The sequence below is a fragment of the uncultured Flavobacterium sp. genome (assembly GCF_951805225.1).
Classification (GTDB): domain Bacteria; phylum Bacteroidota; class Bacteroidia; order Flavobacteriales; family Flavobacteriaceae; genus Flavobacterium.
This window is the reverse complement of the sequence record NZ_OX638201.1, coordinates 3,622,674-3,644,936: the sequence shown is the minus strand read 5'-3', so window position 1 is coordinate 3,644,936 and position 22,263 is coordinate 3,622,674. Positions and strand designations below refer to the sequence as shown.

The window sequence follows — 22,263 nt, the reverse complement described above, 5'->3', positions numbered from 1 at the left end:
GATTTTAGAATATATTTAAAAGTTAGTCAAAGAGCTAAGATATAATTTATTCGACGCTAAAATCGGTTTTATAAACACACTTTTAAATGAACTTAAATCACTTATATGGTAAAAAAAACTATTAATAATTCAGATTCAATCCAAAGCCAACTCCCATATCACTGTCATAATGCGTGGTAATTCCAAAGTTTCTGCCAACGATATATTTTAGACCCGCCATATATTCCTTATCCGTATTCCACATTAAGTTCATTCGTAAACGTCTGGCAAGCGGAATATCTTTTCGCTCGAATTGAACCCTTACATTTCCATCGGTGTAAACCTCAACTTGCGCTTTTACAAGCATTGGCAAAGTATATTCCATACCGGCACTAAAAACCGAACGATTGTCTTTGGTATTCTTTTGTCCGAACATATTTTGTTCCTGTTCGTCCATTCCCATTCTTCGATAACGCCAATCGAAACCTATAAATGGCATAAACCATTGCATTTTGCCAATATATCTACCAATGTGCGTTTCGGTTTCGTAACCGTGTTCATTGTTATAACCCAATCTCCATTCCGTTCCAATGCTCCAACGCGTGTTGCTGAACATTGCTTCACCGTCATTTCCGTTTGAAGCAAAATCATTCTCAGCCATAAAATGAAACATTCGATCGTCCATTTTTAGCATTTTGTACGCCATTTCAGGATGATGAATCAACGGATTTGGAGCTGAATTTTCATAAGTAAAAATACGTCCCATTCCCGCCATCATATGATATAATATGTGACAATGAAAAAACCAATCGCCATCGGCATTAGCCTGAAACTCGATTGTATCGGTTTCCATTGGCATAATATCGATCACATTTTTAAGCGGAGAATATTCGCCATGTTCATTAATAATCCTGAAATCGTGACCGTGCAAATGCATTGGGTGACGCATCATCGAACCATTATATAATGTAATACGAACGTTTTCGCCTTTTTTGATTAAGATTTTATCCGTTTCAGAAACTACTTTGTTGTCTAAACTCCAAACATAACGATTCATATTTCCGGACAATTCAAAACGTAATTCTTTTACAGGAGCGTCTTTTGGTAAAGTTGTCACGGTTGGAGATTTCAACATTCCGTAATTCAAAGTCGTAATTTCGGCAGTTTCTGTAGAATCACTTGACATTTTCATATCGTCCATTTTCATGCCTTCCATATTATGCATCGAATGATCTTCGGTTTTTGCAGATTCGTCTTCACCCGAAATTTCAGGATACATCACAGCATTCATGTCCATTTTGTTCAGAGACATTTTCATCCCCATATCGTTCATTTCGCCGTTCATCTTCATCATATCATTCATCATTTTCATTCCTTCAAAATATTTCAATTTTGGAAGATGTTTGACTGGCTGTTTCGTTCCTTCGCCTAAAAATAATGAAGCAGATCCAGTTCTGTCTTCGGCTGTAGCCAAAAAAGCAAACGATTTATGATCTTCAGGAATTGTGACAACAATGTCATAAGTTTCAGAAACCGCAATAATCAATCTGTCAACTTCTACAGGTTCAACATCGTTTCCGTCGCTGGCAACAACCGTTATTTTTCCGCCGCCATAAGTCAGCCAGAAATAACTTGAAGCGCCACCGTTTGCAATTCGCAATCTGACTTTATCGCCCGCTTTAAATTGCGAAAGCTGATCTTCATTTTTTCCGTTAATTAAAAACTTCTCATAATATACATCACTCACATCCATGGCATTCATGCGTTTCCATTCGTTGGTGACTTTTGTCGAGAATTGTCCTTTCTTGATTGCTTCGGCATAACTTTGAGTCGTTCCTTTTTTTATGGCAAACCAATCGTTGGCATTGTGCAACATTCGCTGAACATTCTCAGGTTTTAGATCTGTCCATTCGCTTAGAATAACCGGAATTGTTGGTAAATCATCAATTCCTTTTCTAAAAGTAGGATCGTCTTTCTTCTTATTAATAATAAAAAGTCCATACAAACCTATTTGTTCCTGCAATCCCGAATGGCTGTGATACCAATAAGTTCCGTTTTGAATAATTGGGAAACTATATTTATGTGTTGTTCCTGGTTTAATTGGCATTTGCGTTAAATACGGAACACCATCTTCTTTATTTGGAAGAAATAATCCGTGCCAATGCAACGCTGTATCTTCGTTTTTTAATTCGTTATGAACATAAATTTCCGCAATATCACCTTCAGTAAAAGTCAAAGTTGGCATTGGGATTTGACCATTCACGGTAAGTGCGCGTTTTTCTTTTCCCGAAAAATTAACAATCGTATCGCGAACGTATAAATCGTAACGAACTACTTTTTGAGCATTTGCACTAAAGGCAATCAAAAAGGCAATTATAATAGTATGTAGTCTCATATTGATTTATTAAAGTTTTAGATTTCGCAATCTTAATGCGTTTACAATTACCGAAACTGAACTCAAACTCATTGCCAGCGCAGCCAACATCGGCGAAAGCAAAATCCCAAATACAGGATATAAAATTCCCGCTGCAATTGGTACTCCTAATACGTTATATATAAAGGCAAAGAATAGATTTTGTTTGATGTTTTTCATCACTGAATAACTTAGTTTTTTAGCTTTTACAATTCCGTTTAAGTCGCCTTTTACCAGCGTAATTTTGGCACTTTCGATAGCAACATCAGTTCCGGTTCCCATTGCGATTCCAATATTGGCTTGAGCCAAAGCCGGAGCATCGTTGATTCCGTCGCCCGCCATGGCAACAATTTTACCTTCGGCTTGCAAACGCTGAATTTCTTTGAGTTTATCTTCCGGAAGACAATCAGCTTTAAACGAACTTAAGTGCAGTTGATTTGCTACCGCTTTGGCAGTATTGCCATTATCTCCAGTCATCATAATTACTTCGACACCTTGATCGATTAAATCTTTGATCGCTTTTACACTATTTTCTTTAATGGCATCTGTAATCGTTACATAACCCAAAACAACTTTTTCAACGGCGATATAAGAAACCGTTTTACCCAAATTTTGTTCGGCAACGATTTTATTTTCAATATCTTCAGAAATCGAAGCGCCAACCTGAATCATTAATTTTTTATTTCCTAAAGCTACTTTTGAGTTATTCACCGTTCCTAGAACTCCTTTTCCGGCAACAGCTTCAAAATCCGGAACCTCAAGAATTGTCTGGTTTTTAGCTTTAGCAAAATTTACAACGGCTTGCGCCAAAGGATGCTCGCTATGTTGGTTTAATGAAGCAATATTTTGAAGTAAAACATCTTCGTTATTATTAACGGTATAGATTTTTTCTACAGAAGGTTTTCCTTCCGTAATAGTTCCGGTTTTATCCGTGATCAAAACATCTATTTTGCTCATGTTTTCCAGAGCTTCAGCGTTCTTTATCAAAATCCCGAATTGCGCTCCCTTACCAACTCCAACCATTACAGACATTGGAGTTGCTAATCCTAAAGCACAAGGACAAGCAATAATCAAAACCGCAATCGCATTAATTAATCCGTAGATATAAGCTGGTTCAGGACCAAATTTTGCCCAAACAAAAAAGGTAATAATCGAAATAATAACAACCGTTGGAACAAAATATTTAGCAACACGATCTGCCAGTTTCTGAATTGGCGCTCTCGAACGACTTGCATCATTTACCATTTGTATAATTTGAGAAAGCAAAGTTTCTGAACCTACTTTTTCGGCAATCATAACAAATGATTTAGTTCCGTTTATTGTTCCTGCAATTACAGCATCGCCTACTTTTTTATCCACCGGAATTGGTTCTCCGGTAATCATAGCTTCGTCAATATTGCTTTCGCCGATGGTAATTTTTCCGTCAACCGGAATTTTCTCTCCTGGTTTTACTCGAAGTAAATCTCCTTTTTTAATATTATGGATTGATATTGTTTTATCAGTTCCGTTTTCGACTAAAGTTGCTTCGGTTGGCGCTAATTTCAATAAAGCTTTTATGGCTCCGTTTGTTTGTCCGTGCGCTTTGGCTTCTAATAATTGTCCTAATAAAACTAAAGTTATAATAACTGTTGCAGCTTCAAAATAAAGATGAATCGTTCCGTGATGTGATTTAAATTCAGAGGGAAAAATATCCGGAAAGAACATTCCGGCAATACTAAACAAGAAAGCAACACCGGTTCCAATCCCAATAAGGGTAAACATATTTAGATTCCAGGTAATAATCGATTTGTATGCACGAACAAAAAACATCCAACCCGCATAAAAAAGCACTGGAATTGAAAATAAGAATTGAACCCAATTCCAGTTTTCTATAGACATTATTTTATAAAGAGGATTATCAGGAATCATTTCTGACATTGAAATAATAAAGATCGGAAGCGTGAACAAAATCGCAATCTTCATTTTCTTTAATAAGTCAATATAAGTTTTGTTTTCTTCAGATTCAGAAGCTTGCATTGGCACCAAATCCATTCCGCAAATTGGACAATCGCCGGGTTCATTCGAAACAACTTCCGGATGCATCGGACAAGTAAATTGCGTTGCGTTTATAGCAACTTCCGGAACTAAATCCATTCCGCAAACGGGACAATCTCCAGGTTTGTTATAGGTTTTATCGCCTTCGCAATGCATCGGACAATAAAAAACTCCTGTTGTATTATGATTGTGAATTACAGCAGTTTCTTTTTTGTGATGATGTCCTTCGTGATTTTCTTTTTTGGTACTGGAACAACATGATTTAACGGGAGTTTCTGAGGTATTTTTAGATGAAGTCATTTCAATAGTATACTTTCCGGCTTCGGTTAAAGCTTCCTGAAATTCTTCAGTTGTAACATGTTTTTCCATTGTTATAGTTGCCAATGGAGGATTTAAAGTCACTTCGGCTTGAATTCCTTCAATCGTATTCAAAGTTTTCTCGACTTTTTTACGACATCCATCGCACGACATTCCTGAAATTATATATTGATGCGTCATTGTTTTATCTTTTTAAGTATTACAATGCAAATTTCCGAAGTAACGTTTACTTCGGTTTGTATAATTTTGAGAATGATTTGTAATATTTATGAAAAGAGATTTAACCGTAATCCCGATAGCTATCGGGAGCTAAGGTTTTTTTTGATCTCGTTTTATAGTAATCGCGCAAAGACGCAAAAGCGCAAAGTTTTTTTCTAAGTTAATAATTGAACGTCCAGTTTGTCATTTCGAGGAACGAGAAATCACACAAGTAATTCCGTTCCTAAAAGCGTCAATCTTTGTCAATTTACGAGTGTGATTTCTCGTTCCTCGAAATGACATAAAATAAGAGCGTCCTTTGCGGTTAAAAAATTTTACAAATTCTCAATATTACAAACAGAAATGTATTTAGTTCTGAGTGTCATACAAAAATAAGAATCTTATTACTTACAAAATTGTGTCATAAGAAGATAACATGATTTTTGTATCTTTGTAATAATAAAATTAAGATTATGACAACTATAACTATAAACGAACGAACTAAGGCGGGCAAGACTTTACTTGAGCTTGCAAGGTTATTAGCTGTTACAAATAAAGGTGTAAAAATAGAGGAAGAAGAAAGCCCTTATAACCCCGAATTTGTTGCTATGATAGAGAAAAGGTATGCTGATTATAAAAGCGGAAAATCTAAAAGTATAACAGTTGATCCTAATGATATATGGGGAAGTTTAGGGTTGAAATAATTCCAGAAGCGAAGATTGAAATTGCAAAGCACTTAAAATCAGGGAATCAATCGAGTATAAAAAAGATTGCAAAAATTTTAGAAGAATTAGCTGAAAATCCCTTTGAAGGAGTTGGGAAGCCTGAGTCATTGAAACATCAATTTTCAGGATTTTGGTCAAGAGAAATAAATAAAAAAGATAGACTAATATATAGTGTCGAAGAAGAAATTGTAACTGTTGTGGTGATTTCTGCAATGGGACATTATTCAGATAAATAAAAACGTGCTAAATAGTTAGCACGTTTTTTTATTGTATTACAAATTCTCAATCTGAATTCTTTTTTTATCCTTCAATTGCTTGAAATAAGTAGGAGTGAAGCCCGTAATTTTCTTGAACTGATTGCTCAAATGCGCGACATTACTATAATTTAGCATATCGGCAATTTCGCTTAACGAATGTTCATTATATATAAGGAGCTCTTTTACTTTCTCGATTTTCTGACTGATAAAATATTTTTCGATAGTAGTATTTTCAATTTCTGAGAAAAGGTTACTCAAAGTGCTGTAATCCTGATTTAGGTTTTCGACTAAATAATCAGATAAATTGATTTTGAGATCATTGTTTTTATGATGAACTAAATCAACGATGAGGTTTTTTATTTTCTCGATCGTTTTACTTTTTTTGTCATCAATAAAATCAAAACCTAAAGTCTGAAGATTTTTTAGCAGAATTTCTTTCTGAGAATCGGAGATGTCATCTTGAAGTTCGACTTCGCCTAATTCAACAGAAATAGTATGAAGTCCAAGTTTTTCAAACTCAGACTTCACAACCATTTTACAGCGACCACACACCATGTTTTTGATGTAGAGCGTCATATTTATTTGATGGTTTCTACCACGTTTCCGCAAGTCAACATCGAAGAACCGTAATACGGATTCTTAACTGCTTTTTCTTTGCTTAACCAATCAGCGTCTGCCATTGGGCAATATTGTTTGTAGACAACTTCAGTAGATTTTGAAACTTTAACTAAGTCATAAGTACTTTTTGTTAAGGATTTAAAAGTTTCACGTTGCTTTTTAATATCTGAACTTGTAGAAATACTTTTAGCATCAGCAGTTAATTTTTTAACGACTTTCATCCAAACAGTATGTTCGTTGCTTTTTAGTTTATCCATTTTTACTGCGGTAATTGCCGTCAATAAATCTGTGGCTTTCGCCGAAGTTAATTTAGCATCACTTTTAATCAAGGCATCTTTTACAGTAAAATAAGCGTCATAAACAGCTTGTAACTGACTTGAATCTGCATCTTCAATTGTAGTTATTTCTGTTTTGATTGTAATTGCCTGAATTGTATTTGCAGAAAATAATACGATTATTACTGCTGCTATAGTTGATATTGTGTTTTTCATTTTATACGATTTTAATAGAGAATATGAATTTATCCTCTAAGTTAAATAATTTTAATTTTTCTTTTGCGGGCTTAGCGTAAATCTTTGCGAACTTCGCGGTTAAACTAAACCCAATTAGGGCTGTCAGAAATACAATTATTTTATTTTTGGCGGAAGCCAAATAGAAGTAAAACCATCAGAAATACTGATGTTTTTATAATAAGGAGTTGCTTTTTCAGTAGAGAAATTGAATAGATTGGTATCAAATTCAAATTCATTTGTTGCTATCAAAATAAAGGCTAAACTGGAAGTTGTACAACCAGAATGATCGCATTTTCCGTTGCAGCCATGTTGATCTTTTTTAGAATCATGATTTTTTTTGCAACAATCTTTTTCACAAGAATCAGCGGTTTCTTTTTTAGAAATTGTCTTTTTCTCGCAAGAAGTTTTTTCAGAAGCATTTCCACAAGCATAACCAGAATTGGACATCAAAAGGAAGCCAAGAGTTATGAAAAGAAATAATATGTGGAGCTTTTTTGCCAATGAAATTATTTTACAAGTACAAATTTAGATATTTTTTTTAAGCGTTGCTATTTATTTAAGATTTCAAATAAAACATTGGGTACGATTTTATTCAAACACATAGAAACATAGATTTTGTGTGTTCAAAAGAAGGTTAAAGAGAAAAACATTTCTTTCTCATAGCTTAACTCTGTGTATTTCTAATAACTGAAACGCCTTTTTTGAGCATATAAAGCTATGTTTCTATGTGTTAAAAAAATTACGCGCAACGAATTTCCAATTTTAAGTTTTCTTAAAATCTGTTGGCTTCATGTTTTTTCGCTTTTTAAAATAGTTTGATAAGTGACTTTCATCGGTGAAGCCAAATTCATAAGCAATTTGTTTAATTGGTAATTGGTTGTTATGAATTCGTTTTTCGATTAAAGTTGTTCTTAAATTATGAATATAATCGCGATAACTAATCGAGAAAGTTCTCTTGAAATAAGCGCTAAAATAAGTTTCGGCAATATTAAAATGACTTGCAATTACTTTAATCTGAACTAATTTTGGATTGTAAATGTTCTGATGAATATAAGAAGTGATTTGTTCGTTATCAATAGAATTTCCTTTGACAACAAGATTTTGACCACGCATTGTTTCTTTGATTAATCCAAAAATCGAAAGAATCTGATAAAATACAATTGGTGAAGTCGAAACATCGATTTTGCAATTATAGGCGGCAATGTTTTCGATCGTATTCTTTAATATTGTTTTGCAGGGATCGTCTAATTTCAGAACCGTTTCTTTTAGTGTTTTATCACGCATGAAACTTTCCGGAGTATGAATTAAGAATTCGTCGCAAGTAAGATTCTGTTTCGAATTAAAATAATTGTCCGTAAACTTAATATAAAAGAAACGAGTACTTTTTTTAATATCAAAATAATGCTCGTCTTCTGGCGAAATCACAAAGAGATCTCCAGTTTTATATGGTAATAAGTTGTTATTCAAGTGATGAACTCCGCTTCCTTTTTTGATATAAATAATTTCATAATAAGTATGCGTGTGCGGCGGAAGATGAAATTTCTCATCTTCGAACTCATCAATAACAAGAGTTTTGAATTGATTTAAAATAGGCATAACTTAAATTTACAAGTTTATATCACAAATGTACAACTTTTTTTGTGTTTAACAGCGTTAACTTTGCGTCATAGAAATTCTATTCCTTTCTTGTAAAAACAAATGAAAAAAAGTCTTATTGCACTCTCATTAGGAGGATTAACAATTGGTATTACCGAATTTGTTATGATGGGTTTGTTACCGGATATTGCCTCAGATATGAAAGTTTCGATTCCGGTTGCCGGATATTTAATTTCGGCTTACGCGCTGGGCGTTGTTATTGGAGCTCCTTTATTAGTAATCTTAGGAAGAAATTTAGCTCCAAAGAAAATGCTTTTAATATTAGCTTTAATGTTAACGGTTTTTAATGCACTTTCTATTATTGCACCATCTTATAATTTTTTATTCGCATCCAGATTCCTTTCCGGATTACCACACGGAGCCTTCTTTGGAGTTGGAGCTGTAGTCGCAAGCCGTTTGGCAGACAAAGGCAAAGAAGCTCAGGCAATCGCGATTATGTTTTCAGGTTTGACGTTGGCGAATTTGATAGGAGTTCCAATTGGGACTTATATTGGTCATAATTTTATATGGCGTTATACTTTTATACTTATTGCAATTGTTGGTTTGCTTACGTTTTTGTTTATTTCTTTATGGATGCCAAATCTGGAGAAAAGCGGAAATGTAAATATGAAAACACAATTGCTGTTTTTTAAGAAAACAGAAGCTTGGTTAATTATCGGAATTACTGCAATTGGGTTTGCAGGATTATTTGCATGGATTAGTTATATCGCGCCTTTATTGATCAATGTTTCTAAGTTTAATGCCGAAGATGTTTCGTATATCTTGATTCTTGCCGGACTTGGAATGGTTGTTGGAAATTTTGCTGGCGGTAAACTTGCTGATAAATTTTCTCCGGCACCGACGGTTTTAGCTTTATTATTTGTAATGTCAATTGATTTAATTTTGGTTTACTTATTCTCTTACAATCAATATATTTCTTTATTCTTAACTTTTTTAACGGGCGCTATTTCTTTTTCAGTAATTGCACCAATTCAAATGTTAATGATTAAAACTGCAACAGGAGCTGAGATGATTGCTTCGGCAGCACTTCAGGGAAGTTTTAATATCGGGAATGCTTTAGGTGCCTTTTTAGGCGGATTGCCTTTGGCGGCTGGTTATAGTTATGCTTCTCCAAATCTTATTGGAGTAGGAATGGCGATTACCGGTATGATTATTACTTTTGCTTTAATGCAAAAACACAAAAGCAATTTACAACTACAGAATGCGTAAAGATTTAAAAGAAGGACTTTAACAGAAATAACAATTTCGTTTTTGTTCCATTGGAACATTTCATCGGTAGAAAAAAAGTTCACGATTTTTTATCATCCCGTAGGGATGTTTGGTAAATTACATGATTATTTATATTGTTGGTCAAACGTTCCTACGGAACGAAGAAAAACGAACTATTATTTGTTTTTACCTACGAGATGTTCCGATGGAACAAAATATCCTTTGCATATAATAAATAATTGCCCTTAAGCCTAATAAGGTTTAAGGGCTTTTTTGTGCTTAATAGTGATTGGTTTTAATCTGGTTTGATGTTTCGGTTTCTCTCTTTAGAAGTTGTTTTTTCTTCTAACAATAATTCTTGGTTTTTAATTCATTATGCATGTTTCTTACAATTAATAATTTTGCAATATTCAAATATGTAATCGATTATTTTTTATGAAAAAGCTAAAGTAAGTGTAAATTCTACAATAATATATTTACTATTTATTGGTCTTATAAATTACATATGTCATAGAAAAAACCTTCTTTATTTTTGATATATAATTTTATTTAGGAATTTTTTAGGAAAATTAATTTTTTATATAAAAAAAATATCTATGTTTGTGTAATCGATTACATATTATTTCAAACGTTATAGTTGAAAATCGGAAAAGCCCGAAAAATAAGGGAAATACTCCGAAATTGTAAGATAGACAAAGTTTTATTCTGAATAGAAAAACTAGTAAGAATAGACGAAATCGAAGCGCTAAACTAAAAAACCAATTAATAATTTAAACAATTAACTATGAATTTTAGAGATTTATTTAAAAAAGGAGCGAATTGTTCTTTTGCAGTTGTTTTCTTATTGTGTTTGCTGACGAGCAATCGTATCAGCGCACAAAATATAACACTCGAAGGCACTGTTAAAGATGCTGCCGGATTGACTTTACCGGGTGTTAATATAGTTGAGAAAGGAACTAAGAATAGTGCTTCGACTGATTTTGACGGACATTATAAAATAAAGCTTACGAATCCTAAAGCGACAATAGTTTTTTCATTTATCGGATTTAAAACAAAAGAAATAGCTGTTGCAGGCAAAAGTAAATTGGATATTAGTTTAACCGAAGATTCAAATGCGTTAAATGAAGTGGTTGTTGTGGGTTATGGAACGGTAAAAAAATCAGATTTAACTGGAGCTGTTGCTTCAATTTCCGGAAATGATTTAAAGAAAGTTCCCGTTTCGAATGTTGCCGAAGCTTTAACAGGAAGAATTGCAGGAGTTCAGGTTACCTCAACCGAAGGTTCTCCGGATGCAGATATTAAGATTAGAGTTCGTGGCGGCGGATCGTTAACACAAGATGCTTCACCTTTGATTATTGTTGATGGTTTTCCGGTAAATAGTATGAGCGATATTGCGGCTTCTAATATTGAATCGATGACGGTATTAAAAGATGCTTCTTCGACTGCAATTTATGGATCGAGAGGAGCAAACGGAGTTATTATTATTACGACTAAAACAGGTAAGGACGGAAAAATGGCTGTTAGTTTCAATATGTTTTACGGAATGAAAACAATGGCTAAAGATATTGATGTACTTCCTGTTGATGATTTTGTAAAATGGCAATATGAATATGCTTTACTAGATCAAACTGATAAAACTATTTTAAGTAATCCGAATTCTTATACCAAGTATTTTGGCAACTGGCAAGACCGTGATTTATATAATGGCGTAAAAGGAACAAACTGGCAAAAGCAAATTTATGGTCGTCGTGGCGAAGTAAATAGCCGTGATTTAGGAATTCGCGGAGGAAATGAAAAGCTTAGTTACAATTTTAATTATGCTTATTATGATGAAAAAGCCATTATGGTTGGTTCAGATTTTAAAAGAAATAACTTGTCTTTGGCATTAAAAAATAAGGCAAGTGATAAAGTTGATCTTGCTTTTACAGTTCGTTATTCTGATATAGAAGTAAATGGAGGAGGCGCTAATGAACAAAATGAAGTTTCATCGCTTGATAGTCGTTTGCGTCATAGTGTTGGATATTCTCCAATTCCAATGCCGGGATTAACTACGGATAATGATGATCAAAGTGTTAATAGTTATTTAGTAAATCCATTTTTGGCAATATCAGATAATGAACGTCAACAGACCAAGAAGAATTATAATTTGCTAGGAAGTTTTGGATGGAAGCTAATTGAAAATCTAAAATTTCAAAGTGATTTAGGATTAGATAATTATAATTATTCCGATTATCGTTTCTATGGATCTTCTACTTATTTTTCGAGCACTGCCAAAATTGGAGCAGGAAAACCGGGAATGGTAATGGCCGATCGTAAAGATGTACGTTTTAGAAATGCGAATACATTAAATTATGATTTTAAAAATATTTTAGGACAAAATCATCATTTGACAGCACTTTTGGGAGAAGAGATGATAACTACTACTTCAAATGTTGAAACGACAACAATGCTGAATTATCCAAAATTCTTTGATTTGGATGATGCCAAGAAATTAACGACTCAGGGAACACCGTTTTCAGTAGATAATTTTTATAGTCCGGATGATAAATTATTGTCTTTTTTTGGTCGTGTAAATTATGATTTTAAAGACCGTTATTTATTAACCGCTTCTTTTCGTGCAGATGGTTCAAGCAGATTTTTAGGCAATAATCGTTGGGGATATTTTCCTGCGGCAGCTGCAGCATGGAAGATTTCTGAAGAAAACTTCCTGAAAAATGCTTCATGGTTAAATCTTCTTAAGTTAAGACTAAGTTATGGTGAAGCAGGTAATAATAATATTCCGGTTGGACAAACGGTTCAGAGTTATATGTCAAACACAAACTCTTTTATCAATGGATTTGATAGTTACTGGTCGCCATCGAGCGTTTTGGCAAACCCGAATTTAAAATGGGAAACAACTGTGACACAAAACGTAGGTCTTGATTTTGGATTTTTCAAAAATCGTTTAAACGGAACTGTTGATTTGTATAAAAACGTAACGCATGATTTATTAATAGAATTTCCGGTAGGAGGTACAGGTTACAAAACTCAGTATCGAAATATGGGAGAAACACAAAATACAGGTTTTGAAGCTACTTTGAATTTTATTGCAATTGAAAATAAAAATTATGGTTTGAATTTTTCTGTGAATGTTGGTATCAACAAAAACAAAATCAATTCGCTTGGCGTAATGGATAATTTTGGAGTAAATACAAACTGGGCATCGACCGATATTGGTAATGATTATGCAGTAAATGCAGGTTCTCCAATGGGATTAATGTACGGTTATAAAAGTGATGGACGATATGAAGTTTCTGATTTTAATTATGTTGGAGGAAAGTATGTCTTAAAAGCTGGTATTGCAGATGCGACTTCTGTTATTGGAAGCGCTGTTCAACCGGGAATGATGAAGTTAAAAAACACAGATGGTTCTGCTGATAATAAAATTACCGCATCAGATCAAACGATCATTGGTAATGCTAATCCTAAAAGTACTGGAGGTTTAATTATTAATGCAAATGCTTATGGTTTTGATCTTTCGGCTGCTTTCAACTGGACTATCGGAAATGATATCTATAATGCAAACAAAGCAGAATTTTCTACAGCAAACAGAAACGGACAATACAAGAACTTAAGTTCTGAAATGGCTGAAGGCAAAAGATGGACAAATTTAAATCCTGAGTCAGGGCAATTAGTGACAGATCCTACAGAATTAGCAGCTCTAAATGCTAATACAACAATGTGGTCGCCTTATATGCAAAAATTTATGTTTACAGATTGGGCGGTAGAAGATGGTTCTTTCTTTAGATTAAATACTTTGACTTTAGGATATACTACACCCGAATCTTTTACCTCGAAATTGGGCGTAAGTAAGTTGAGATTCTATTTTACAGCAACAAATGTTTTTATAATTACAAATTATTCTGGTCCGGATCCTGAGGTGTCAACAAAAAGAAAATCACCGCTAACGCCAGGAGTTGATTATTCAGCATATCCACGTAGCAGACAATTGGTTTTTGGTTTAAACCTTAATTTCTAATTTAAAAATCTATCAAAATGAAATATAAAGTAATAATAGCAGGATTGATTATCTCAGGTTTATTGACTTCGTGTCAGGATTTTGCTGATGACTTCTTTGATACTCCTGCACAATCAACATTAGGAGATGAACTTATTTTTTCTAATGCAGAGTTGGCACAAGGAGCCGTTGATGGAATAAAAGTATCTTTTGGAGAAGAACAATCTTATAGAGGAAGGCTTTTGACATACCAAGGATTAAATACAGATAGCGAATGGCTTTTGGCATCTTCGAGTGATAACGCCAAATCAGATTTGGTTGTTTATGATGCTAAAGCTGATAATACAGAAATGAACTCGCCAAAAAATGCATGGGCAATGATGTACGAAGGAATTGAGCGTGCTAATTTATGTATTAGAGGTTTGCGTATGTACGGTAATCCGAAGTCAGACAATCAATTAGGGCATTTATTAGGAGAAGCATTAACGTTACGTGCTATTTATTATGCTGATTTGGTTAGAAATTGGGGAGATGTTCCTGCGCGTTTTGAGCCAGTTGCGACGGCAACCATTTATATTCCTAAAACAAGCCGTGATGTAATTTACAAACAATTAATTGCTGATTTGGGCGAAGCATCAACACTTGTAGCGTGGCCAAATGAATCATCTGCAACCACTAGTACAGAACGCATAAATAAAGCTTTTGTAAAAAGTTTTAGAGCTCGTTTGGCTATGATGGCAAGCGGATATCAGCAATATTCTGATGGAGTTAGAAGAAGTACAGATTCGGAACTTTCGGTAGCTAATATGTATAAGTTGGCATTGGCGGAATGTCGTTCCGTTATTGCGAGTGGTTCTGCACATTTAGAACCAACTTTTGAAGGTTTGTGGAGAAAATACAATCAGGAAAATTTAGCAGCCGGAGGAGAATCTCTTTGGGAAATTCCTTTCGCGGCTACACGAGGCAGAGTGCTATTTACTTTTGCTGTGAGACATGATGCGATGGATCAATTTCAACAAATGGGCGCAAACAAAGGCGGTGTAAACGGACCATTGCCATTTGTTTTTTATGACTATGATAAAACTGATACTCGTAGAGATGTTACTTGTGTTCCTTATAAATGGGGAGCTGCAGTAAATGGTAAATCAAAACAAGAACTTACAGATTTACAAACTTGGTATTTTGGTAAATATCGTTTTGAATGGATGAACCGAATCGTTACTGCACCAAATGACGATGGTGTAAATAAAATCTACATGCGTTATGCCGAAGTACTTTTAATTGCTGCCGAAGCTGCTAATGAATTAGAAGGTCCGGGATCTGCTGCAGTTTATTTGAAAGAAATTCGCCGTAGAGCTTTTGCTTCAGCAAATCATGCCGTGCAAGTAGATGCTTATGTAGACGCATTGACAAGTAAAACTGCAATGATGAACGCTATTGTTGATGAAAATAAATATGAATTTACAGGAGAAATGGAGCGTAAGTTTGCTCTAATGCGTTGGAATTTGCTTAAAGAAAAACTAGACGAAGCCAAAGAAAAAATGGCGAATCTTAAAGCGCGTACCGGAAAATATCAGGATGTTCCTTCGACATTATATTACAAATATAAAGACGATCAGATTACCCTGGATATTTATGGATTAAACAGAGGCGAAACACAAGCTCCGGCAGGATATATTTCGAAAAGCTGGGATAAATTAGAAGATGCTAAAATAACCACATTGTACAAAGCCGGAGTAAATCCGGATAAAAGACAATTCTGGCCAATTTGGCAAACGTTTATCGATGCAAGCAATGGTCAATTAGCAAACGACTGGGTTTTTGGTAACTAATACAATTAAAAAATAAATTATAGTTTATAATTATGAAAGCAAAATATATATTGAAAGGGTTGCTGGCTATGTTTTTATTGATAGTTGCCGGTTGCGAAAGTTACAATGAAGCAGTATTAGAAGATATAGGAGCAAACAGAGTATTTTCTCCAATAGAACTTAAAGCTATCGTTAGAAATCAAACTTCGGTAGAATTAAACTGGACCGTAAAAGACGATGTAGATTATTATACAGTAGAATTTAGTGCAGACGATGCTGATTTTAAAACGATTTACAAAACACTTAAAGTTGCACCTGCAGAACTTCCAATAACGGTTCCTTTAGAAGGAGAAACCGTATATTCAATACGAGTAAAAGGAGTAAGCGCAAAAGGATTAGCAGATTCTAAATGGTCAGTTGTTACGGCAAAAACTTTAACAGAACAAATATTATTACCTATTGCAGATGCTGATATTGATGCTACAAAAGTTACTTTAAGATGGACTCCAAATAGTACTGTAACGCAAATTACGGTTGCTCCAGGAAATATTACACACACAATTACAGCAGCAGAAAAAACAGCGGGAGTTGCAATTGTAACGGGATTAACTGGCGAAACAGCTTATACAGCTACTTTAGTAAACGGAACTAAAACAAGAGGTGTTAGAACATTTAAAACCGGAATTGACATTGGAACGGGAATTTTAGTAAAAGAAACTGATGATTTGAACGCTGTGATTGCTGCGGCTCCCGACAATTCAATATTGGTATTAATGCCGGGAGATTATACCGTATATAAAGGAGATATAGATTTGAATAAAACGATAACAATAAGAGGACTTCGCACTGGAGATAAACCAAAATTGCATGTTAAGTTTACAATAAATACAGGCGTTTCTAATCTTTCATTAATAGATTTAGATTTAGAAGGATCAACAGTTGGAGACAGTAATTTTATTACAGTATCTGATGCTAATACAGTTTATGGTGACATTTTAATAAGCGGTTGCAATATTCGCGATTATTTGAGAGCCTTAGTATATGGAAATGCAGCTACATCAAAAGTAACATCATTTACCGTGGATAACAGTATTGTTAAAAATGTAAATACAAATGCGCAAGCAGATTTTATCGACTTTAGAAATACGTACATCGCAAGTATAGTTTTGAAAAACAGTACTTTTAATTCTTGCTCGATCGGGCGTGATTTTGTTCGTGTTGATGCTGTGGCTTCTCCTAAAGGTTTCTCTGGAACCGGTTTGACAACAAATGTGTTAATTGATAGTTGTACTTTGTATAATGTGTCAAATACTGTCGCGCTAAAAAGAATCTTATATCTTCGTTTTGCATCAAATAAGTCAATAGTAAAAAACACTTTGATTGCATCAACGACAGCAATTTACACCAATCAAGCTGGTACCGATTTACCGATATTTAGTAAAAACTACTATTATCAGGCACCGAGTTTTATTGATGCTGCAATTACAAATAATAAACCTGATGCTTCAGGAACAACTGCAAATCCTCAATTCGAAGATCCTGCAAATGATAATTTTAAAGTAGGCAACCAAACTCTAAAAGATAATGGAATTGGAGATCCGCGTTGGATAAAATAGATTTTTCTACAGTTGGTTTTTATAGAAAAAGAGGGATACAATTTTTGTATCCCTTTTTTGTTGATGTGTATAAATTGCACACGGATGAAACGGGTTCACTTCGTGAAGACGCGGATTTGTTCGGATTTTTTATTTTCTGATTTACATGCATTTTTATGTCAGACTGAGCGAAGTCGAAGTCCCGCAATTTGAGCAATCAACTAAAATCAGCTATTGCTTGCAGACCTTTGTCAAAGTTTTAAACTTTGACAAAGGTTTTACATAAAACAACAAGGATAAAAAAATCCGTATAAATCCGCGTTTTCACGAAGTGAATCCGTGTCATCCGCGTGCCATGCCATGCCGTGCCATATTTCACTCAATATCCAAATCAAATTTTTCAAGTAATCCCGCAAGCGCCGAATTAGAAACTTTTGTTCTTTTGATTTTATTTTCAGAAGGATCAAAAGCGTAGTTGCGGGAAGATCTGAAATCTGTTTTCTCTAAAATGCAGTCCATAAAAGTAGCATTTGAAAGATCACAATTTTTAAAAATTGCTAGAGACAAATCGGTATTAGAGAAATCTACATCTTTTAAAGAACAATCAATGAAGTTTGTTTTCTTTAATTTTTTATAAATGAAAGTCGAATAATCAAGAAGACAATCCTGAAAATTCATGGCAAACAAAAAACTATTGCTCGAGCTGAAATCAAGTCCCATTAATTTGCAACCAATGAATTTAATGTTTTTTAAACCAGTACTTTTTAAACTCGCTAAAGAAAGATTGCAGTTCTTAAACGTACAATCTAAAAAGTCAATGTAGCTAAAATCGCTTTTCGAAAAATTGCAATTGATGAACTCACAGTTTATAAATTCATTATCCGATAATTTTTGATCAGAATAATCAATGGTGTCAAAAGTCTTGTTTTGATGTAATGCAGTTTCCATAATACTAGGTTGAGGTTGGCTTGGGACCAAAAAGGGTTATTCTAATTCGACGCAATCAAAAATGTCATTTTTTAACATGCTTTCCGTTATTTCATTCTCGCTGTCGATTCTCAAAATATTATCGCAGTCTTCCAGATCAAAATTCCAAATAGTATTATCTGTCAATACTTCATTAAGAACTGTAGTTGCTAGCTCTAATTTAGATTTTGTATCAACGGAGGTTTTAAAAACATAAATCATAATTTGCTCATTTTTTTACAGGGCAAATTTCCATAAATGCTTTTGGAGTTGGTAGGATTCTATAATCAATAATTAGGACTTATCAATCATTTTTCGATATTGAACCGGGCTTATTGCTTCGTGTTTTTTAAAGAAACGACTAAAGTAAGATTGATCCTCATGTCCAACCATCATTGCTATTTCGCTTATCGAAAGTGTAGTTTGGTATAGTAAATATTTGGCCTCGAGTAAAATGGTCTCATCAATCCAAGTCGTTGCAGATTTGCCTGTTGTCGCCTTGACTGATTTATTCAAATGATTCGGAGTAACATTGAGCATTGAAGCATAATAATTTACCTGATGGTTTATTTTAATATTTGGATAAATAAGCTCTTTAAATTTTGCAGAAAGAACTTCGGCAGCAGTTCCTTCCTTAGGAATTTTGACAGCGTTTCTGTTCATTTCACAAAACAAAGTCACTAAATAGCTCCTTATAAGATCTAAATTTATCGTTTCGGCTTCGAGATATTCTACTTGGAGACGGCTTAGTATATTATTGATAAAAGGAGCATCTTTCTCAGAAAGAATAATTTTAGGATTTCCGGAGATTTTCAGAAAACCAAAATCATTTATGATGTCACGATTTCCATATTTCCCAATTAAAACATCCGGATGAAACTGGCAAATAAAACCGCTGTGTTTGCTATTAATATGATCAATCGAAAAAATCTGACCAGCAGGAACCACAATAATTTCATTTTTATTAGTCTGACATTCCTCAAAACCTAATTTTATAATATGTGTTCCCGAAGTAATAAAAATCAAAGTATGGCAATCATGTTTCGAAGGCGGAACAGGATATTGAAGTTGCATTATTTCTTCCATTTTCAAACAAAAAAAATGATCTGAATTTGTTTTGAAAAGTTTATGAATAGGATTTTCTAAACCAAGAAACTTTTCACGAAATCCTTTAGCGCCATACGTTTTTATTTTTTCGTTTGTTTCCATGTTCTAATAATACAATCTAAAATCGAGCAATTTGCACAAAGCATAATGTTTTTGATACAATTCTTCGACAACTTCGGTAATGTCGTCATTTTCCTGATATAAACTAAAAAAAGCTTTATCAATCGTGCTGCAACTTGCTATTTTATTATAAGAAGAACCATAACCTGAAATTGCTCGTGCGCCGGTAATATCCAGAAAATATTGAGCTTCATCATCATTTAAATCCAAAACCTTTAAATTGGCAAAATGAATGATTTTGCCTTTCATTTTTCCTTCGAATAATTCTGCAATTTCTTGTAAGCTGTAATAATAATCATGAAGACAAATATTGTTTGGTTCGCCTGGCATTACTAAATATATGATTTCATAATCCTTAAAATTATGATCTTCGTAGAGTAATACATTCAGGCTTTCTTCGAGACCTTCAATAGTATCGCAGGTTTTATAAATACTGGAAATCCCCTGATCGATTGCTATTTCTTCTAAGTTTTTTACGACTAGAGTTGTAACGTGTGTATCGACATCAGGAACACCTTCGAGGCAGAAAATAAATTTTTCATTATCCATATCAGCAAATATTGAGATTAGATATAAATGAGTTGAGGCTTTTTTAGTCTGACAAAAGTATTTTTTATTGTGAGAAAACTATAATCTGCAGAATATTTTAACTCATTTTTGACATTAGTTTAAAGAATAAAGAGTCAATTTTTGAAGCAAATCGTTTCAATATTAAAATTAGGAAAAGCTTTTTTTTAAAGTTAGAAGTATCAAAAAAGATGATATTCTTATGAAAGTAATTTAATGTAAGACTATTCTGTGTTTTTGGAGAATCTTATTTATTGTGTATAATTTTAAACATTGCTGATTTTTTCTAATGATTTTGATGTTGCATTTAAGGAAATAAATAATTTTCAGGTTTCATTTTATAATATGAAACCGAGTTGAATTGCAAATTGCTTTTTTAAATTTCAATATGACTTAATTTTATACAAGTATTTTTTATGCAGTTTTATTCCATAAAAGAAACAAAAAATAGCGTATTGTTTGGTTTTCTATGAACAAAAATTTAAGCGGTCGATTTATTGTTTTTCATTTTTACGATTTAGTGGTTTTGAATTCAATTTATTTTATAAAAATTATATGCTATGGCTGTCCCTAAAGAATTGTATAATGTGAAATTCGTAGAATATATAGAATCTTTAAAGATTTTATATTTGGTAGATGACAAATTCAAAGGGATTTGCGATGATTATTGTAATAGTAAATTGCAAACAGAAAAGTATAAGAAAAAGTTTGAAAAGCACTTTCAGCATAAATTAGAATATGAAAATCTATCGAAAGAACTAGAAGATGAAATCCTGATTTATTTGATTAGAAAAGGCTAAAAAAGTAGACAAATATTTGCAAAGAAATGATTTATTGATATTCTTTAAAAATAGTTAACAACAAACCCTTAGTCATTCGGTGATTAAGGGTTTCTTTTTTTGTGTGGAAATAAAAGAATTCAATAATTAGTGCGAAATTATAAAATTGATCTGATTAAAATCAGGTCTAAAATTTTACATTTGAGTAATAAAATTAAAAATCAGTTAGATGCCGGAGATTATTATTAACTCATTTTCAGTTGCAATTTGCTTTCTAGTAGGAATGCTGGCAATTTTTTATTTACCGTTTAATAAAAAAGGAAATTTGTGGTTCGGTGTTTTTCTCGTATCGCTTGGTTTTGCATTGTTGAGTAAAATAATCTGGCAAGAAGCGTTGGATTCAAAATTTCCTTATATCATTCCGGTTTCTGAATTATCCCGCTTTGTTGTCGCACCAAGTTTTTATTTAAGCATTTGGTATTATACACATTTGAGTAAAATAAGTCTTGGAAAAAAAGTGCTGTATTTTGTACCAGCCTTAGTTTTTATTCTTTTGATATCTGTGCCATATTTTCTTTCTTTGGGAAATACTTCTGATCTAATTGGTGAACGCGCCAGTCGTATTGTGGGAGGTTTAATGCGTTTGGTATTGCCTCTTCAATTAATCATTTATTGGATTTTGTCTTATCAATTATTAAAAAAACATCGAAAAGGGATATTGTTATTTTCATCTCAGAAAAAAGAAAGAGATTTAAAATGGCTGCAGAGTATTTTAATTTGGATGTTTTTTATAATTGTTCTGTTTTTGATCATGAAAATAAAAGAAACTAACTTTCTTGGTTCCGTCAGTACCTATTTGTACTTAGTATTTACACTATTTATGGTTTATAATCTTTTGAGGCAAAAAGAAGTTTTTTTTAATGATAAAAATGAAAACATCGTACTTGAGAATATTATATATCCCAATATTAGGTTTCAAACCGAAAAACCTGCGTCTCGACTTAATGAAGAAGAACTATTAAAATACAAGTCAATTTTGAACAATCTATTAGAACATGGTGAGGTGTTTACAGATTCTGAGATTAATTTGGCTTCACTTTCAGACAAAGTCGGAATTTCGATGAATGATATGTCTTTTATGATTAATAATAGTTACAATATGAATTTCTATGCCTTAATCAATAATTACAGAATTGAAAAAGTCAAAGAGATGTTGACAAAAAAGCAATACAATCATTTAACAATTCTTGGTATCGCTTATGAAGCTGGATTTACATCGAAGTCAACTTTTAATAATGCTTTCAAGAAAACAACAGGACTTACGCCTAGTGAGTACGTGAAAAAAAATACCCTAAAAGAGGTCTGAATGGGTACATCAGGACGACTCAAGCCTTAAGAAGAC

Annotated in this window: 18 protein-coding genes; 8 read left to right on the top strand and 10 right to left on the bottom strand. The window is 33.3% G+C overall.

Annotation, left to right across the window (positions count from 1 at the left end; genetic code table 11):
• Positions 1–121: 121 nt before the first annotated feature.
• Positions 122–2,374, bottom strand: a complete 2,253-nt coding sequence (locus WN975_RS15000; RefSeq protein ID WP_337967240.1) for a multicopper oxidase domain-containing protein — start codon at positions 2,372–2,374, stop codon at positions 122–124.
• 9 nt (positions 2,375–2,383) lie between these two features.
• On the bottom strand, positions 2,384–4,924 hold the full coding sequence (locus WN975_RS14995; protein WP_337967239.1) for a heavy metal translocating P-type ATPase: 2,541 nt from the start codon (positions 4,922–4,924) through the stop codon (positions 2,384–2,386).
• A 491-nt stretch (positions 4,925–5,415) separates the two neighbouring features.
• Here WN975_RS14995 and WN975_RS14990 point away from each other — a divergent pair, with 491 nt between their 5' ends.
• Positions 5,416–5,646 (top strand): hypothetical protein, encoded by a 231-nt coding sequence (locus WN975_RS14990; protein WP_337967238.1) that lies wholly within the window; start codon positions 5,416–5,418, stop codon positions 5,644–5,646.
• Complete coding sequence (locus tag WN975_RS14985) at positions 5,622–5,903, top strand: Txe/YoeB family addiction module toxin (RefSeq protein WP_337967237.1); 282 nt, start codon at positions 5,622–5,624, stop codon at positions 5,901–5,903. The genes WN975_RS14990 and WN975_RS14985 overlap by 25 nt, the downstream gene beginning before the upstream one ends.
• 36 nt (positions 5,904–5,939) lie before the next feature.
• Here WN975_RS14985 and WN975_RS14980 read toward each other — a convergent pair whose 3' ends face one another.
• The 4 genes from WN975_RS14980 to WN975_RS14965 all read right to left on the bottom strand — a co-directional run bounded on the left by WN975_RS14980 (position 5,940) and on the right by WN975_RS14965 (position 8,650).
• Positions 5,940–6,500 carry an AraC family transcriptional regulator gene (locus tag WN975_RS14980; RefSeq protein WP_337967236.1) on the bottom strand — a complete coding sequence of 187 codons (561 nt, stop codon included), beginning with the start codon at positions 6,498–6,500 and terminating at the stop codon, positions 5,940–5,942.
• 2 nt (positions 6,501–6,502) lie between these two features.
• Positions 6,503–7,033: a DUF3347 domain-containing protein gene (locus tag WN975_RS14975; protein ID WP_337967235.1), complete on the bottom strand. Its 531-nt coding sequence runs from the start codon at positions 7,031–7,033 to the stop codon at positions 6,503–6,505.
• A gap of 135 nt (positions 7,034–7,168) precedes the next feature.
• Complete coding sequence (locus WN975_RS14970; RefSeq protein WP_337967234.1) at positions 7,169–7,555, bottom strand: hypothetical protein; 387 nt, start codon at positions 7,553–7,555, stop codon at positions 7,169–7,171.
• 261 nt (positions 7,556–7,816) lie between these two features.
• Positions 7,817–8,650 carry an AraC family transcriptional regulator gene (locus WN975_RS14965; protein WP_337967233.1) on the bottom strand — a complete coding sequence of 278 codons (834 nt, stop codon included), beginning with the start codon at positions 8,648–8,650 and terminating at the stop codon, positions 7,817–7,819.
• A gap of 102 nt (positions 8,651–8,752) precedes the next feature.
• Between WN975_RS14965 and WN975_RS14960 the strand changes: the two genes are divergently transcribed.
• The 4 genes from WN975_RS14960 to WN975_RS14945 all read left to right on the top strand — a co-directional run bounded on the left by WN975_RS14960 (position 8,753) and on the right by WN975_RS14945 (position 17,343).
• A complete protein-coding gene (locus WN975_RS14960) occupies positions 8,753–9,919 on the top strand; it encodes an MFS transporter (protein WP_337967232.1) in 1,167 nt (388 codons plus the stop codon).
• A gap of 784 nt (positions 9,920–10,703) precedes the next feature.
• Positions 10,704–13,937: a TonB-dependent receptor gene (locus WN975_RS14955; RefSeq protein ID WP_337967231.1), complete on the top strand. Its 3,234-nt coding sequence runs from the start codon at positions 10,704–10,706 to the stop codon at positions 13,935–13,937.
• Positions 13,938–13,954: 17 nt separating this feature from the next.
• Positions 13,955–15,748 (top strand): RagB/SusD family nutrient uptake outer membrane protein, encoded by a 1,794-nt coding sequence (locus tag WN975_RS14950; RefSeq protein WP_337967230.1) that lies wholly within the window; start codon positions 13,955–13,957, stop codon positions 15,746–15,748.
• Between the two features lie 68 nt (positions 15,749–15,816).
• Positions 15,817–17,343: a DUF4957 domain-containing protein gene (locus WN975_RS14945; RefSeq protein WP_337967229.1), complete on the top strand. Its 1,527-nt coding sequence runs from the start codon at positions 15,817–15,819 to the stop codon at positions 17,341–17,343.
• A 354-nt stretch (positions 17,344–17,697) separates the two neighbouring features.
• Here the strand turns inward: WN975_RS14945 and WN975_RS14940 are convergent, their stop codons facing one another.
• The 4 genes from WN975_RS14940 to WN975_RS14925 form a co-directional block, all read right to left on the bottom strand.
• Positions 17,698–18,270: a pentapeptide repeat-containing protein gene (locus WN975_RS14940; RefSeq protein ID WP_337967228.1), complete on the bottom strand. Its 573-nt coding sequence runs from the start codon at positions 18,268–18,270 to the stop codon at positions 17,698–17,700.
• Between the two features lie 36 nt (positions 18,271–18,306).
• On the bottom strand, positions 18,307–18,510 hold the full coding sequence (locus WN975_RS14935) for a hypothetical protein (RefSeq protein ID WP_337967227.1): 204 nt from the start codon (positions 18,508–18,510) through the stop codon (positions 18,307–18,309).
• Positions 18,511–18,582: 72 nt separating this feature from the next.
• Complete coding sequence (locus tag WN975_RS14930) at positions 18,583–19,497, bottom strand: helix-turn-helix domain-containing protein (protein ID WP_337967226.1); 915 nt, start codon at positions 19,495–19,497, stop codon at positions 18,583–18,585.
• 3 nt (positions 19,498–19,500) lie between these two features.
• Complete coding sequence (locus WN975_RS14925) at positions 19,501–20,064, bottom strand: hypothetical protein (protein ID WP_337967225.1); 564 nt, start codon at positions 20,062–20,064, stop codon at positions 19,501–19,503.
• Between the two features lie 578 nt (positions 20,065–20,642).
• On the opposite strand from WN975_RS14925, the gene WN975_RS14920 reads away from it, so the two are divergent.
• Both WN975_RS14920 and WN975_RS14915 read left to right on the top strand, forming a co-directional pair.
• On the top strand, positions 20,643–20,882 hold the full coding sequence (locus tag WN975_RS14920; protein WP_337967224.1) for a hypothetical protein: 240 nt from the start codon (positions 20,643–20,645) through the stop codon (positions 20,880–20,882).
• A 208-nt stretch (positions 20,883–21,090) separates the two neighbouring features.
• A complete protein-coding gene (locus WN975_RS14915; protein WP_337967223.1) occupies positions 21,091–22,227 on the top strand; it encodes a helix-turn-helix domain-containing protein in 1,137 nt (378 codons plus the stop codon).
• Positions 22,228–22,263 lie beyond the last annotated feature (36 nt).